The following is a 16,954-nucleotide window of genomic DNA, read 5'->3' on the forward strand; positions in this document are numbered from 1 at the left end:
CCGTGGGCCGCAGTGACGTCTCGAGTGCAACGGTTTGCGCCACACGCAAGCACGCTGTGCATGGCCATTAACAGGAGCGTTAGTCATGCCGATTAAGAACACTGGCGGATCGGTCAACCCCGCGCCAGCCCCCCTCACGCCTGGCGTATTGCTGCATGAAATATTCACCGCCCGGGCACGTGAATTCCCCGAGCGAACCGCGGTGTCCGACGCCACACGCTCGTTGAGCTATGCGCAACTCGACGCCACTTCATCACAGCTGGCGGCCAGGCTGCGCCGAGAAGGCGTCAAGGACGGCATGCTGGTGGGGATGTGCCTGCCACGCGGCGTCGACCTGGTCATCAGCCTGCTGGGCATCCTCAAGGCGGGCGGCGCGTACGTCCCGGTCGACCCGCAGTACCCTGGCAAGCGCATCGAACATATCGTGCGCGACAGCGGCCTGAGCCTGATGATCGGGGAACTCGCCGACCTGCCGCAGAGCGCGTCCGTGCGTGTCCTGTCCCTGGTCGAGCTGCTGGCCGGCCCGGCATTGGAACTGCTCCCCGACAACGACCGCCGCAATCCCGACGAGGCCGTGGCGTATGTCATCTACACCTCCGGCTCCACCGGTGAACCCAAGGGTGTATTGGTGGCCCACGGCAACGTCAGCCGTTTGCTGGAAAGCACCCAGCGCTCGTTCGCCTTCACCGAGCACGACGTCTGGTCGATGTTCCACTCCATCGGTTTCGATTTTTCGGTCTGGGAAATCTGGGGCGCCCTCGCCCACGGTGCCCACGTGGCCGTGGTGCCTTACGCGGTCTCGCGCTCGCCAGGCGACACGCATAAATGGCTGGCTGACCAGGGCGTGACCGTCCTGAGCCAGACGCCTTCGGCTTTCCGTGGCCTCGATGACGCCGACCGTTCTGCCCATGCAGCGCTGGCGCTGCGCTATGTGGTGTTCGGCGGCGAGGCGCTGCCAGCCACCGTGCTGCGTCCGTGGGTCGCGCGACATGGCGATCAGAAGCCTGCATTGGTCAACATGTACGGCATCACCGAAGCCACGGTCCACACCACTTTCAAGCGTGTACTCGGCCAGGACCTGGAAAGCACCGCCATGGTGTCCATCGGCGCGCCACTGGATGGCTGGCGCCTGCACCTGCTCGATGCCGATCAGCAACCGGTGCCCCAAGGCAACGTCGGCGAGCTGTACATCGAAGGCGCCGGTGTAGCGCTGGGCTACCTGAATCGCCCGGCCCTGAGCGCCGAGCGCTTCGTCCAGTTGCCGGGCACCTCAAGCCGTGCCTATCGCACCGGCGACCTGGTGGTCTTGGGGGATGACGGCGAGTACCGCTACGCCGGTCGTTGCGATGAACAATTGAAGGTCCGCGGTTTCCGGATCGAGCCAGGAGAAGTCGAGGCGTGCCTGCAGTCCAGCCCGGCGGTCGCCGCGGCCCATGTCGTCGGTCACGATTACGGCGACGGCGACTGGCGCCTGGTCAGCTATGTAGTACCGACCCGGGGCGTGGAAGCCTGGAGCGAACAGACCCGCAGCGAAGTTGCCGCGTTGGTGACGACTTCGCTGCCGGACTACATGCGTCCTTCGGCCTACATTGCGCTGGCAGAGTTGCCGGTCACAGCCCATGGCAAGATCGACAAGAACCGCCTGCCTTCGCCTGACTCGGTCCCTTCAACCGTACAGCACCTGCACGAAACGGGCCTCACCGAGCAAGAGCAGTTCGTGCTCAAAGTCTGGTCGGACGACCTCGGCCTGAAGAACATCGGCCTGAACGATGACTTCTTCGATTTCGGCGGCACCTCCCTGGCCCTGATCCGCTCGTTGAGCACCCTCAAGGCCCATTACCGGATCAACCTGGACCCTGGCGCACTGGCAGACGGCGCGACCGCCAAAGTGTTGGCCGACTGCATCCAGCGTTCCCTTGTTCAAGCCCATTGATCGAAAAGGAAAAGCCCATGAGCAAAAAATTCGCCTTGACCCCTGAAGAACGTGCGTCCTTTGAAAAGAACGGCTTCATCGGACCCTTCGACGCCTATTCGCCAGAAGAAATGAAAGAGACCTGGAGGCGTACCCGTCTGCGCCTGCTCGACCGCAGCGCCGCAGCCTACCAGGACCTGGATGCGATCTCCGGCGGCACCAACATTGCCAACTACGATCGCCACCTGGACGACGAATTCCTCGCCAACCACATCTGCCGTGCGCAAATCTGCGACCGCGTCGAGAGCATTCTCGGCCCGGATGTCCTGTGCTGGCGTACCGAGTTTTTCCCTAAATACCCGGGCGACGAAGGCACCGACTGGCACCAGGCCGACACCTTTGCCAACGCCTCGGGCAAGCCGCAGATCCTCTGGCCGGAAAACGAAGACTTCGGCGGCACCATCACCGTCTGGACCGCCTTCACCGACGCCAACATCGCCAACGGTTGCCTGCAATTCATTCCCGGCACCCAGAACAGCATGAACTACGACGAAACCAAGCGCATGGCCTACGATCCCGATGCCAACAACAGCTCGGTGGTCAAGGATGGCGTGCGGCGCGGTTTCTTCGGCTATGACTATCGCCAGCTGCAGATCGACGAAAACTGGAAGCCTGACGAAGCCTCCGCCGTGCCCATGCAGATGAAAGCCGGCCAGTTCATCATTTTCTGGTCGACCCTGATGCACGCCTCCTACCCCCACAGCGGTGAGTCCCAGGACATGCGCATGGGCTTCGCCTCGCGCTATGTGCCGTCGTTCGTGAAGATCTACCCGGACTCCGACCACATCGAGGAATACGGTGGTCGCATCAGCCTGGAAAAATACGGCGCGGTCCAGGTAATCGGGGACAAGACCCCGGAATACAACCGCCTTGTCACCCACACCACCCGAGGCAAGAAGTTCGAAGCGGTCTGATATTTTTCAGTGCCCTATGACAGTTGGCATGCGCAACGTGCCTGACAGGAGTCCCCCAATCCATGACTATTTCCACCGACGCAGCCACGCGCCTGTGTGAGACCGTGAGGATGCTTAGGCACCTTGCCATCCATCTGCCCGATCCGATCTGCCTGAGCTTTCTCGCCCAGGGGAGCGACCTGTCACCCGACCAGGCCTCCCCCAGCGTCAGAGCCACGGAACGGGCGGTCAGTACCGCCTTCGCGCGGATCGGCGTCAAGGCCGTGCAGTACTTGCACGACGGCGAGTCACAACTGTCGTCCTTCGAGATGTTTATCAGCAAGAAAATCTGCCAGGCGCTCGAGTTCTCCTACGAACACTTCGACGACGTCGACAGTGCCAAGGAGTTCGGGCGCCTGGTCAGACACTTCGATTTCAGTGGTACGGTGCCCGAGGTTGAGACACTGCACTTGATCACCCGCGACAACGTGGCGCTGTCAGTCCATGCCAGCACCGACCGACAACGCCCGGCCATCGTCCTGGCCCTGCCCTGCGGCATGCCGTTCGACCTGTGCCGCGACTGGTTCAACGCGCTGAGCGAGCGGTTCTTCGTGGTCACCTGGGAAACCCGCGGGCTGTTCGGTTCCTGCACTTCGTTCGACCAATTGTCAGTGGATACCGACGCCCAAGTGGGCGACCTGATCAATGTGATGAACCACTACGAGCTGGAGAGCGCGCACCTGATGGGCATTTGCGGCGGCGCGGTGATTGCCCTCAGCGCTGCCGCCGCCCATACCGACCGGGTCAACTCCCTGAGCCTGTGGCACGGGGATTACAACCTGGGCGATGACAGCCTGCGCACCACCCACCAGCAGAACTTCGAGTGGCTGATGGAATCGGCCGCCGTGGACCGCAACGAAGCCAGCGACCTGCAGGCGTTGTTCCTGGACCAGGCGACCCTGGCGACCATTCCGGACTCCATCGCCCATGCGGCGCTCTACCCCTATGTCAACGAAGAGCTGTTTCTATCGCTATGCGCGACTCAACGATGCGCTGAACAAGACTGAGCTGAAGTCGCGGCTGGAGCAGATCACGGCGCCCACCCTGGTCGTCGCCGGCGACGCCGATGAAAACCACCCCACATGGGGGGTTTCCAAGCACATTGCCGAGTCCATCAGTGACGCCTTGCTGCATGTGGAGCGTAATGGCAGCCATCTGGCGTTTCTTCGAGTCGACCCATCGCTCAAAAACACACCGCCTTCAGCTTCCTGGAAGCGACCCTCGAATCGACGGTGGTCTGACTTACCAGTGCAAAACCCGTGGGAGCTGAGCTTGCTTGCGATAGCGGCGGTTTCAGCTGGCATCGGTATTGAATGTGCCGCCGTCATCGCGAGCAAGCTCGCTCCCACAGTGGATTGTTGGCGGATGCTGAATCTGTGGGCACCCCATGACCCCCTGTGGGAGCGAGCTTGCTCGCGATAGCGGTGGTTTCAGTCAATAAAGACGGTAAAATGTGCCGGCCTCTTCGCGAGCAAGCTCGCTTTCCACAAAAAGGGGGCTGCGGCGACCTCAATCTTTCGGTCGCCACTCTTCCCGGTGACATGGATTCACATCAAGCCACCATGTGCTTCTCACGATGAAAACTCAAGGTACAGCACCGTACGATGAGCCCTGGACGCATTGACCGCAAAGTGATCCAGGGATCCATCGAAAATCACCAGGTTACCGTTGGTGCTCTGGTTAAAGTTGCCATTGACATTAAGGTAAGCATAGTTCTGTGTGGTAGGCGCATCGATGGTCAATTGCATGTGCAGCAGGCCTTCTTCCCAAGTGCCGGTATGGGAATGCGTACCGAGGAACACATTGGGTTCCATGCGCAATAAGGCACAAAGCTTGATGCCGGGAATCTTGCTCAGCAGCTCGATGGTCCCGGGCATGGCGTCGCGGGCGTAGGGGATCGGGGTGTCGTAGGCCACCAGGCCGTATTGGGTCCACTCCGGCATGATATCCATGTCGTCGCCCCATCCCCAGAGCCAGCCATACTCTCCCCCAGCCGCCATGTGAGCGTCGATCTCCTCGACGATCTCGGCGATCTGCTTGCCCACGCGGTTGATCGTCAGGGTTGGCGCATTGAGGGCCAGAAATTCCTCGCGGATCACTTCCCAGTTGTCGGCCAGGTTCTTCAGTTGCGGAAAACGGCTGGGATCATAAAACGACGGGCGCATAGGTACTCCTTTTATTGAGGTTGTCGATTCCGCTGGCGATGCCAGAGAGTCCTGTCCGCCGGGTGAGAGGGCGTAGCAGGAGAGCCTGCCAAGGTTGACCCACCGGGCTTGGCCTGTCTGTCACGGGAATCAGGTACACCGGGGCCGACCGGCATTACAGGGGCTCGGCCTGGGGGTTCTCGATCATCCGCGCGACCGCCACCGGTGCCGGGGGTTCGTCCAGTCGACGCATCGGCCCATACAGCAAGACGCTCAATGGCAGCAGCGCGAACAACCCGCCGGCCACCACGAACAGCAACCCCACGCCACGCCCCGGCCCCACGCCCAACCAGCGTCCGATCGAATCGGCATAAAGACCGCCGGGCATCAGCGCTGGCTGGAACCAGTGGTCCACCAGGAAACCGCCGACGATCACCGCCAGGCTGGTGGTGGCGATGGTCAACATGCTGATCAACGCAAACACACTGGCACGGCTGCCGGCGGGGATCCTGCGCATCCACAGCGAGTTCACGCTGGCGTCGGCGATGCTCGCCATGGTGATCGCGACAAAGGCCAGTGCGCAGTAGGCGAAGGTCTGCGAGACCAGCCCCAAGGCGACGACACAACCCGCCAACAACAGGTCGGCCACCGCCACCAGCGCCATCAACCGGCGTGGATTACCCATCGAAATCAGCAGCCCCGCGCCCGCCAGCCCGCCCAGGGCCGCCCAGGTGTAGGCCATGCCCAAGGCCTGGCTGCCCAGGGTCGACAGCAGCAACGGCGTCATCATCAGGGTGGCCAGGGACAGCAGCGCCGTGCGCATCATGGTGTAGACCAGCAGCCCGGCCATCAGCCGCTCGGCGACAAAGAACTTCAGCGCCGCGGCGACATTCCCCAGCGCCCCGCCAAACACCGAGCCTTTGGGCGCGCCGTCCTGACGAGCCGGCGCCCCTCGCACATGGGAGAACGCCTTGATCACCAGCAAGGTGCCGGAGCAGAAGGTCAGCAGGTCCACCGCCAGAATCGTCACCAACCCGGCACTGGCCATGATCGCCCCCGCCAACAACGGTGCCACCAGGGCCGACGCGTTCTTGCTGATACTGATCAACCCCGAGGCCCGGGTGAACTTGTCAGGGGCGACAATCGTACTGACAGCGGCCTGATAGGCCGGTTTGCGAAAGGCGCCGACAATCGACGCCAGGCAATTGAAAATGTACAGGTGCAGTGGCTCCAGGCGTTCGAACCAGAGCAGCGCCATGACCCCAAGGAGCAGCACCGCCAGGGTCACATCGCAACAGACAATGATCACCCGATGACTGATCCGGTCGGCCAGCCCACCCGCCAAGGGCAAGAACAACACCGCCGGCAATGTCGCCGCCAGAACCACGTTGGCGAAGGCCACCGCCGAACCGGTCTGGTTATACACCCAGACCCCCAGGGCGAATTCCATCAGCGCCGTACCCACCACCGCCAGCGACTCGCCGCACCAGAGGAAATAGAAACCGCGCCCCAGGTCAAACCCCCGGCGGCCGCTCTCCACCCTCATGGGCGCACATCGCGAGGCGTGACCACACCGATCAACTTGTCCAGCAGCCGATAGGCCAGGGAGTAAAGCACCGCGCCAAGAATCAACGGCGCAAAACGGGAAAACAGATAGGTCCGCAACACCCGCCTGGCGATGGGCGAGCTGATGTTGCCGCTGACATGCAAGGGCGTCGGGAACGTCGCCGCGACGGTTGCGCCGAACTCATCGTCCATCGATTGCACGGCGTGCCACCAGTAGACCGGGATGTATAGCGCATCCCCCGGTTCCACTACCGTACGCAGCGCCCGCAACGCCTGAGTGCCAGGGAAGCGCCCGGTGTCGATGTCGTACAGGTAGCCCGCCTCCTCGATCACCGGGCGCAAGGCCCGCCAACTGGCTTCGTCCGGCGGTAACAGCAACACTTCCTTGGCACCGACGACCTGGGCCATGAATGTTTCGTCGACGACATGGAAGTGCCAATCGGTATAGGAGTTGCGGTACAGGAAACTGCGATGGGGCGGGTAGTGCCGGGACTTGCCCAACTGCGGCATGAAAGGCAACCCACCGACATCCTCCTTCATCGGCTCGATGGCCGAGCCTTCGGAGAACCGGCAGCTGTCGGCCACCAAAGGTGAATCACCCACGTTCAGGTCGTCGAGAAACTGGTGGAACGGCATTTCCCGATAGACCGTGTTGGCATACTCGGTCAGCTCGGCCTTGACCTTTGGGTTGGACCAACCGATGACTTCGGAAACGATCTGCGAGCGCACCACCACCGCACTGTTGCGCGAGTGCGCCTTGAGGTAGTCCAGGCGTTGCCATTTCTGGAAAGCCGGCCAATGCCGTACCGCATTCTTGACCAGGCAGGGACGGTTGCGGTTGACGTAGCGGCGGGTGAATTCCTCTTTGGAAATCGCCAGCGCATCGATCACGTCGACCGCGCCTGCCTGTGGATGATTGGGAAAGCGGGACAAGCTCCAGAACTTCGTCGCTGGGCGGTCCGATTCGGCGGTTAATGGCATGTTCGACCCTCGCAAGCACACTCAGGGCCGTTGGTATAACAGACTCGCGCGACCACGCCCAAGCGCCGCAAAGCCACGTTCCGCGCCGTTGTCCCTGCTTCCCATGACAGACATCCCAAGGCGGATGCTCTAATTTTTTCTCACTTTGTGAAGGGATATCAGGCGCAGCCGAACGGCAGGACGGGACCCTCGACGGCTCGTAACGCAGCCCTCGCCACCCCGTCGCACCCAGCGCTTTGCGCCGCCCCCGATGTCCTTCTCCACCGCTATTGATTCCGCCGACTGGCAGTCGTCCAGGCCTTCATCCACTGCCATTCGAACGGAGAAAAACCTCAATCGATTCTGCAAGCAGGTGCTCCGAAATGGATTCGTCGACCGATATGTTGCCTACCCAAGACTCCGCGTCCCACGAGCTGGCCTCCGTCCAGCAGGGTATCTGGCTGGATCAGCTCGCACACCCGGACCTGCCCTACTACAACATCGGCATGTCCCTGGAGATCAAGGGTCAGATCAACATTGCATTGTTCGAGAAAGCCATCGAGCTGGTCGCCAACCGGCACGACACCCTGCGCCTGAGCTTCAGTCATGAAGGCGGCACCGGCCGCCAGCGCGTGCTGCCCGAGGTCAAGGTGAACCTGGAGGTGGTGGAGTTCTCCGAGGCCGAAGCCGAGGCCGGCCTGGCCATGGACTATCTGCGCAACGCCTTTCGCCAACCCTTTGAATCATTGACGGGCCGGCTCTGGGAGGCACGCATGGTGCGCTGCGGCCCGAACCGCCATTACTGGCTCGCCCGCTACCACCACTTGGTCACCGACGGCATTGGCGTGGCCCTGATCGGCCATGCCGTGGGGGCGGCCTACAATGCGCTGCTGGCGGGCAACGATGAAGTCGCCCAAGGGCATTCCTACCTGTCGTTCCTGGAAGATGACCGGGCTTACCTGGCCTCGTCCCGCTATGAGCGCGACCGCCAGTTCTGGCAGGAAACCTACGCACAGATGCCGCCGTCGCTGCTGCAGCGCCGGGCCGATTTCAAGACAGGCCAGGCCAATGAGCTGGCCCCCAGCGCCCAGGTCCAGGCGATGCTGCCCCGGGCGCTGTACAACGCGTTGACGCAATTTTCCAGCGACCGCAGCCTGTCGGTCGCCCATGTGCTGATCAGCGTGGTCGCCACCTATTTCTGCCGCACCGTGGGCGTCGATGAAATCGTCATCGGCATGCCCGTGCATAACCGCACCACTGCCCGGGCGAAAGAAACCGCAGGCATGTTTTCCTCGGTCAGTCCGATCCGCCTGCCCGTCGACTTCGACGCCTCGCTGCTGGACCTGATGCACACTGCCGGCGGGCAACTGCGCCGCTGCTACCGCCATCAGCGTTTCCCCATCGCCGAACTCAACCGTACCCTGCGCCTGGCACAGACCGGGCGTCGACAGTTGTTCGACGTGTCACTGTCGTTCGAAAGCCTGGATGGCGACGATCAGTTTGGCGGCACTTCGTCTACGGTCATCACCATGGACAACGGCTACGAGCAGACGCCCATGGCGATCTTCGTGCGCGATTATCATCCGTTCGAAGACGTCCACCTGGATTTCAACTTCAACACCGCCTACTTCAGCCTGGAAGAGGCCCGGCACCTGCAACAACGCATCGTCTCGATGCTCGAGGCAGTGCTGGAGCAGCATGCAACGTCCGTGGGGCAGTACCCGCTCATGAGCCACATCGAGCGGCAACGCGTGCAAGTCGAATTCAACGCCACGGCCCGCGACTATCCGCAAGATGTGTTGATCCACCAATTGTTCGAACAGCAAGCCCGGCAGCGTCCGCACGCCTGTGCCGTGCGCGGCGATGCCGGGCCGTTGCTCAGTTATGAACAACTCAACCGCCAGGCCAATCGGTTGGCCCATCGCCTGATCGAGCTGGGCGTGAAACCCGATGACCGAGTGGCCGTGAGCCTGAGGCGCGGACCGGACATGGTCGTCGCCCTGCTGGGGGTTCTCAAGGCCGGGGCGGCGTACGTGCCCATCGACCCGGACCTGCCGAATGCACGCCAGGCATTCATGCTCGACGACAGCAGCCCGCGGGCCATACTGACCAGCCAGGCGTTGCAAGGCCTGCTGCCAGCCTCGAGTGCCCCGCTGCTGGCCCTCGATGATCACGCACAACTGGCCGCTCAACCCGAACACAACCCGGACCCGCAAGTCCTCGGCCTGAGCCCCACTCACCTGGCCTACGTGCTCTACACTTCCGGCTCCACCGGCACCCCCAAGGGGGTGATGAATGAACACCTCGGCGTGGTCAACCGTCTGCTGTGGGCCCGGGATGAGTACGGCGTCGATGCCAACGACCGCGTGCTGCAAAAGACCCCGTTCGGTTTCGACGTGTCAGTCTGGGAATTCTTCCTGCCGCTGCTGGCCGGGGCCGAACTGGTCATGGCACGCCCGGGTGGCCATCAGGAACCGGACTACCTGGCCCGGCTGATGCGCCAGGCCAGCGTCACGATGTTGCACTTCGTGCCGTCGATGCTCGACCTGTTCCTCGAACACCATGACGGGCAGGCCTTCCCTGACCTGCGACGCGTGTTGTGCAGCGGCGAAGCCCTGCCCCGCAGCCTGCAACGGCGTTTCGAACGGCAGTTGCCAGAGATCGAGCTGCATAACCTCTATGGCCCGACCGAAGCGGCCATCGACGTGACGGCCTGGCAGTGCCGCGCCAGTGATCCTGGCGAAAGCGTGCCCATCGGCCGGCCGATCGCCAATATCCAGATGTACGTGCTCGATGGCCGTGGCGCACCACAACCGTTGGGTGTCGCCGGAGAAATCCACATTGGTGGTATCGGCGTGGCCCGGGGTTACCTGAACCAACCGCAATTGAGCGCCGAGCGATTCATCGCTGACCCGTTCAGCAGCGAGCCGAACGCACGCCTGTACAAGACCGGCGACCTCGGCCGCTGGCTCGCCAACGGCGCCCTGGAGTACTTGGGCCGCAACGACTTCCAAGTGAAGATCCGAGGTTTGCGCATCGAAATCGGTGAAGTCGAAGCGGCCCTGGCGTTGTGCCCGGGTGTTCGTGAAGTGGTGGTCATTGCCCGGGAAGACCACCCCGGGCAGTCGGAAAGCAAGCGCCTGGTCGCCTACGTCTGCGGCGAGCCGATCCCGGCCGAACAACTGCGCAGCACACTGCTCAAGCACCTGCCCGAATACATGGTGCCCAGCGCGTTCGTCCACCTCGATGCCCTGCCCCTGACCGCCAACGGCAAGCTCGACCGTCGCGCCCTGCCGGCCCCCGGCCTGGAAGCCCTGGCCAGCAAAACCTACGAGGCGCCCCAGGGCACCACGGAAATCGCCCTCGCCGAGATCTGGAAAGACCTGCTGCAACTGGATCAGGTCGGTCGTCACGACGGCTTCCTCGAACTCGGCGGCCATTCCCTGCTGACCGTGCAGTTGCAGGCCCGCCTGCACCAGGACCTCGGCGTCGAGATCGACCTGCGCACCCTCTTCGCCCAGACCTCGCTGAGCGAACTGGCCCAGCGGGTGGAACAGGCCGGGCACTCCCACGTCCAGCCCATCGACGTGGTCTCCCGCGAGCAAGCGTTGCCGCTGTCCCTGGCCCAGCAACGCCTGTGGTTCCTCGATCAACTGGACCACGCCGCCAGCGTGGCCTATCACATGCCCGCCGCCCTGCACCTGGGCGGCAGCCTGGATCGCAACGCCTTGCAACGCGCCCTGGACCGCATCGTCGCCCGTCACGAAAGCCTGCGCACCACCTTCGAACGCCGTGACGGCGAGGTCCGCCAGCGCTTCGCCGCCGCCGACAGCGGCTTCGCCTTGCAGGAACACGACCTGCAAGCCCTGGACGCCGAAGCCCGGCAAACCGCCGTCACCCAACTCACCCAGGCCGAAGCCCGGGACGCCTTCGATCTGAGCCAGGGACCGCTGATTCGCGGCCGCCTGCTGCGCCTGGCCGAGGACGAACACATCCTGCTGGTGACCCAGCACCACATCGTCTCCGACGGTTGGTCGGTGGCGGTGTTGATCGGCGAGTTCAACACGCTCTACGCCGCGTTCAGCCAGGGCCTTGACGACCCGCTGCCCCCCTGGCCCTGCAATACGCCGACTACGCCAACTGGCAACAGCAGCACCTGCAAGGCGAACGCCTGCACGCCCAGGTCGGTTTCTGGAAAGCGCACCTGGACGGCGCCCCGGCGCTGCTGGAACTGCCCGGCGACCACCCACGTCCCCAGGTGCAAAGCTACCAAGGCGCCGCGCTGGCCCTGCAATTGCCCGCACCGCTGAGCAGCCGTTTGCGCCGCTTCAGCCAGCAACAGGGCCTGACCCCGTTCATGACCCTGCTCGGCGCCTGGTCGATCCTGCTCTCGCGCCTGAGCAACCAGCCGCAGGTGGTGGTCGGCACACCGGTTGCCAACCGCCCACGCCGGGAAACCGAGGCGTTGATCGGCTTCTTCGTCAACACCCTGGCCCTGCGCATCGACGTCCAGGCCCACAGCCGCGTCGACCAGTTGCTGGAACAGATCAAGGCCACCACCCTCGACGCCTACAGCCACCAGGACCTGCCATTCGAACAAGTCGTCGAAGCCCTGCAACCGGAGCGTAGCCTCGGCCACAGCCCGCTGTTCCAGGCCATGCTGGTGCTGGGTAACACCCCCGCGACCAGGCCTTGGAACTGCCTGGCCTGAGCTTGAGCCCACTGCCCCAGCCCACCGGCACCACCCAATTCGACGTGAGCCTGTCCCTCAACGACGACGGCGACTGCATCAGCGGCCAGTTCGAGTACGCCACCGACCTGTTCGACGCAAGCACCATCGTCCGTTGGGGCCAGCACCTGCTGCACCTGCTCGACGCCCTGCTCGACGATGCGACGCAGCCGCTGGCGACCCTGCCATTGCTGGACAACGCGCAGCGCCGGCAACTGCTCGGCGGTTTCAACCAGACCCATGCCCCCTTCCCCGAGGGCAGGCTGGTGCATGAATGGTTCGAACAACATGCGCGGGTCCAGCCACAGGCCATCGCGGTCCAGGCCGAGGGCACCCGACTCAGCTACGCCGAACTCAATGCCCGGGCCAACCGTATCGCCCACCGCTTGATCGCCGTCGGCCTGCGCCCGGATGAGCGTGTGGCGCTGCTGGTGGAGCGCAGCCCCGAGATGATCATTGGCATCCTGGCCATCCTCAAGGCCGGCGGTGCCTATGTGCCGCTGGACCCGAATTATCCGCAGGATCGCTTGCAGCACATGCTCAGCGACAGCTCGCCTCGGGTCCTGCTCAGCCAGGGTTTGCTGGTTGAACAACTGCCGCCATTGCAGATTACGCAACTGTTGCTGGACGACACGAGCGAAGGCGATGACCACAACCCACGGGTCGAAGGCTTGACCTCCCGGCACCTGGCTTACGTCATGTACACCTCCGGCTCCACAGGCAAACCGAAAGGCGTGATGCTCGAGCACCGCTCGGTATGCAACCAGATCGGTGCCCTGCAAGAGCGCTATGGCCTCAACCCTGGTGATCGCATCCTGCAATTCGCCACCATGACGTTCGACATGTCGGTGGAAGAGATTTTTGGTGCATTGCTCAGCGGTGCCACCTTGGTACTGCGCAGCGATGCCTGGATTGCCGGCACCGCTGCCTTCGCCACGCTGTGCGAACACCATGGGATCACCGTCGCGAACCTGCCAACGGTGTTCTGGCAACAGGTCAGCCGCGACCGACATGTGCCGCTGCCGACCTCGTTGCGCCAGTTCATGATCGGTGGCGAAGCGGTGGGCAAACAGGCGGTGAGCCAATGGTTCGCCCGCGCCGGCCATCGCCCGGCGTTGTTCAACGCCTACGGCCCGACCGAGGCCACCGTGAATGCCTCGATCCGCCTGATGGAAAGCGACCACGACGATTTCCGCTCCATCGGCACACCGGTGCGCAACACCCAGCTGCATGTCCTCGATGCCAACGGCAACCTCGTCCCGCTCGGGGTCGCCGGCGAGATCCACATCGGCGGCGTCGGGGTCGCGCGCGGTTACCTCAATCGCCAGGCGTTGACGGCCGAGCGCTTCATCGCCGACCCGTTCAGCACCGACCCGGACGCGCGCCTGTACAAGACCGGCGACCTCGGCCGCTGGCTGCCTGACGGCACCTTGCAGTACCTGGGACGCAACGACGACCAGGTGAAAATCCGCGGTTTCCGCGTAGAACTGGGCGAGATCGAGGCCATCCTCGCGGGCTGTGCCGGTGTACGTGAAGCGGTGGTGGTGGCCCAGGAAAGCCAACCGGGCCAATCGGACAGCAAGCGGTTGATCGCTTACCTGTGCGGTGAACCGGTGCCGGTGGAGCACTTGCGCAGCGTCTTGCTGGCGGCCCTGCCCGAATACATGGTGCCCAGCGCCTTCGTCCACCTCGAGGCCCTGCCACTGACGCCCAACGGCAAGCTCGACCGCCGCGCCCTGCCCGCACCAGGCCAGGAAGCGTTCGCCAGCCGGGCCTACGAGGCCCCACGGGGCGAGATCGAACAAATCGTCGCGACGGTCTGGCAAGACCTGCTGGGCATCGAGAAAGTCGGCCGGCATGACCGGTTCTTCGAGCTCGGCGGGCATTCGCTGCTGGCCGTGAGCCTGATCGATCGCCTGCGCCAGCATGGCCTGAGCGCGACGGTACGCACCGTGTTCACCGCACCCAGCCTACGGGAAATGGCCCAAGCCCTGAGTCGTAGCGATGAAGCCTTGTTCCTGGCCCCGGCCAATCGTATCCCGGCCGATTGCACGGCGCTGACGCCAGACATGTTGCCCCTGGTGGAACTGACCCCGGCGCAGTTGGAACGAATCGTCAGCGCCGTACCTGGCGGGGCCGCGAACATCCAGGACATCTACCCCCTGGCCCCCTTGCAACAGGGCATCCTGTTCCATCATCTGCTGGGGCACGAAGGCGACGCCTATCTGGTGCGCTCGATGATCGAGTTCGACAACCGCCAGCGCCTCGATGCCTTCATCGCCGCCCTGCAACAGGTGATCGACCGCCACGACATCCTGCGCAGTGCCGTGCATTGGGTCGGACAGCCGCAAGCGGTCCAAGTGGTGCAGCGCCAGGCCGGGCTGCCGATCCATCCCATCACCCTGGTGGCCGATGAGGATCCACGCGTCCAACTGGAGCGCTTGAGCGATCCGCGCCACCTGCGTCTGGATTTGCAGCAGGCCCCCTTGATGCGCGCCTGCATCGCCCAGGACCCGCAGTCCGAACGCTGGTGGCTGGCCTTGCTGGACCATCACATGATCAGCGATCACGTGTCCCTGGGCATCGTCCTCGAAGAAATCCAACTGTTGATGCAGGGCCAACGCGCCCACCTGCCGACGCCAATGCCTTATCGGGAGTTTGTCGCCCAGGTACTCGCCACGCCGCCCCAGGCCCATGAAGCCTATTTCACCCGGCGCCTGGCCGGCATCGAGGAGCCCACCGCACCGTTCGGTGTGCTGGATGTGCAGGGCGACGGTGCCCAGGTGGTGGAGACCAGCGTGCGGCTCGACCGGGCCCTGAACCTGCGGATCCGCGCTCAGTCGCGCCTGGCCGGGGTGACGCCGGCCGTGCTGTTTCATATTGCCTGGGCCCAGGTGCTCGCACGCTGCACCGGCCGCGACGACGTGGTGTTCGGCAGCGTGGTCGCCGGACGCCTGCAAGGTTCACTGGGCGCCGATCGAGCCCTTGGCGTGTTCATCAATACCTTGCCGGTCCGGGTGCAACTGGCCGGGTTCAGCGCCAGGGCGCTGGTGGACGAAACCTATCGCGACCTCGGCGAACTGCTCGCCCACGAACAGGCCTCCCTGGCCCTGGCCCAACGTTGCAGCGGTGTTGGCGCGGGCCTGCCGCTGTTCACCACGCTGCTCAACTACCGCCACCAGACTGACGGCGGCTCGCTGGCCAACGAAGACCAGGTCTTGGCCTGGGACGGCGTGCGGTTCCTGAGCAACGAAGCGCGCACCAACTACCCGATCGAAGTGGCCGTGGCGGATGAAGGCGACGACTTCTCCGTGACCGCTCAATCCATCACCGGCATCGACCCGCAACGCATCGCCGCCTACCTTGCCCAGGCCGTCGCCGCGCTGGTCGAAGCCCTTGAACAGGCTCCCGAACGCCTCGCCAGCGATCTGGACGTGCTCCCCGACACCGAGCGGCAATTGCTGCTGGCAGACTTCAACCACACCGCCACGGATTTCGGCACGGCGCAACCGATCCAGCATCTGTTCGAGGCCCAGGTCCAGGCCAACCCCGACGCCGTGGCCCTGGTCTGCGAAAATCAACAACTGACCTACCGCCAGCTCAACCGTCGCGCCAACCACCTGGCCGGGCAGTTGCTCGAGCTGGGCATCGAGCCCGATCAGCGCGTAGCGATCTGTGCCGAACGCAGCCTGGACATGATCGTCGGCCTGTTGGGCGTGCTCAAGGCTGGCGCGGCCTACGTGCCCATCGATCCGGCCCATCCGGCCGAGCGCATGGCGTTCATGCTGCAAGACAGTCAGCCTCGGGCGCTGTTGACCCAAGCGGCCCTTACCCTGCCGTCCGGCGAGCTGCCGGTGTTGTTGCTCGACACAGTTGATTCGCGGCGATCGGCGGATGACGCGGCTTTCGATGCTAACCCGCAAGTGCCTGGCCTGACGCCTGAGCATCTGGCCTATGTGATCTACACCTCCGGTTCCACCGGCCAGTCCAAGGGCGTGATGGTCGAGCACCGTTCGGTGTTCAACTTCTGGCAAGTGTTGACCCGTACCACCCACCAGCATTGCCCAAGCCCGGCCACCGTGGCCCTGAATGCCGGGTTCTTCTTCGACATGTCGATCAAGGGCATCGCGCAGCTGTTCTCCGGCCACCGGCTGGTGATCATCCCGCAACTGATCCGCGCCAGCGGCCATGAACTGCTGGACTTCCTCGAACAGCACCAGGTGCACGCCTTCGACTCCACGCCGTCGCAACTCGACACCCTGCTCGCCGCCGGCTTGCTGGAACGCCAAAGCTACCAGCCGGTGAGCGTGCTGCTCGGTGGCGAGGCCATCAACGCCGCGACCTGGACGAAGTTGCGCGACTGCCCGAGCATCCGCTTCTACAACATGTACGGCCCGACCGAATGCACGGTGGACGCCACCATCGACCTGATCCGTGACCTGGGCGAGCGTCCGAGCATTGGCCGACCGATTGCCAACGTCCAGGTCCACGTGCTGGACGCCCATGGCGAACCGACGCCGTTGGGCGTGGCCGGTGAGCTGCACATCGGCGGCACCGGCGTAGCCAGGGGTTACCTGAACCGGCCGGAGCCTGAGCGCCGAGCGATTCATCGCTGACCCGTTCAGCAGCG

At 63.9% G+C, this 16,954-nt stretch carries 8 protein-coding genes and 1 pseudogene; 6 read left to right on the plus strand and 3 right to left on the minus strand.

Features of this window, described 5'->3' with window-relative positions; genetic code table 11:
- The first annotated feature begins 85 nt into the window (after positions 1-85).
- The 3 genes from LOY70_RS15870 to LOY70_RS15880 all read left to right on the plus strand — a co-directional run bounded on the left by LOY70_RS15870 (position 86) and on the right by LOY70_RS15880 (position 3,932).
- Positions 86-1,933, plus strand: a complete 1,848-nt coding sequence (locus tag LOY70_RS15870) for an amino acid adenylation domain-containing protein (RefSeq protein WP_265028377.1) — start codon at positions 86-88, stop codon at positions 1,931-1,933.
- Between the two features lie 17 nt (positions 1,934-1,950).
- Positions 1,951-2,886, plus strand: a complete 936-nt coding sequence (gene syrB2 / locus LOY70_RS15875; protein ID WP_123347165.1) for a syringomycin E biosynthesis L-threonyl-[L-threonyl-carrier protein] 4-chlorinase SyrB2 — start codon at positions 1,951-1,953, stop codon at positions 2,884-2,886.
- A gap of 62 nt (positions 2,887-2,948) precedes the next feature.
- Positions 2,949-3,932 carry an alpha/beta fold hydrolase gene (locus tag LOY70_RS15880; protein WP_265028378.1) on the plus strand — a complete coding sequence of 328 codons (984 nt, stop codon included), beginning with the start codon at positions 2,949-2,951 and terminating at the stop codon, positions 3,930-3,932.
- A 564-nt stretch (positions 3,933-4,496) separates the two neighbouring features.
- Here the strand turns inward: LOY70_RS15880 and LOY70_RS15885 are convergent.
- The 3 genes from LOY70_RS15885 to LOY70_RS15895 form a co-directional block, all read right to left on the minus strand.
- Positions 4,497-5,090, minus strand: a complete 594-nt coding sequence (locus LOY70_RS15885) for an aspartyl/asparaginyl beta-hydroxylase domain-containing protein (protein ID WP_265028379.1) — start codon at positions 5,088-5,090, stop codon at positions 4,497-4,499.
- A gap of 154 nt (positions 5,091-5,244) precedes the next feature.
- Positions 5,245-6,615: an MFS transporter gene (locus LOY70_RS15890; protein WP_265028380.1), complete on the minus strand. Its 1,371-nt coding sequence runs from the start codon at positions 6,613-6,615 to the stop codon at positions 5,245-5,247.
- Positions 6,612-7,616 (minus strand): cupin-like domain-containing protein, encoded by a 1,005-nt coding sequence (locus LOY70_RS15895; RefSeq protein ID WP_265028381.1) that lies wholly within the window; start codon positions 7,614-7,616, stop codon positions 6,612-6,614. Before LOY70_RS15895 ends, LOY70_RS15890 begins: the two co-directional genes overlap by 4 nt.
- 380 nt (positions 7,617-7,996) lie before the next feature.
- Here LOY70_RS15895 and LOY70_RS15900 point away from each other — a divergent pair.
- The 3 genes and pseudogenes from LOY70_RS15900 to LOY70_RS15910 all read left to right on the plus strand — a co-directional run.
- A pseudogene (locus tag LOY70_RS15900) lies at positions 7,997-11,644 on the plus strand (non-ribosomal peptide synthetase); the annotation flags it as partial.
- A gap of 122 nt (positions 11,645-11,766) precedes the next feature.
- Positions 11,767-12,306 (plus strand): condensation domain-containing protein, encoded by a 540-nt coding sequence (locus tag LOY70_RS15905; protein ID WP_265038085.1) that lies wholly within the window; start codon positions 11,767-11,769, stop codon positions 12,304-12,306.
- Complete coding sequence (locus LOY70_RS15910; protein ID WP_265028382.1) at positions 12,288-16,940, plus strand: non-ribosomal peptide synthetase; 4,653 nt, start codon at positions 12,288-12,290, stop codon at positions 16,938-16,940. Before LOY70_RS15905 ends, LOY70_RS15910 begins: the two co-directional genes overlap by 19 nt.
- Positions 16,941-16,954 lie beyond the last annotated feature (14 nt).

This window comes from Pseudomonas sp. B21-054, from assembly GCF_026016345.1.
Lineage (GTDB): Bacteria > Pseudomonadota > Gammaproteobacteria > Pseudomonadales > Pseudomonadaceae > Aquipseudomonas.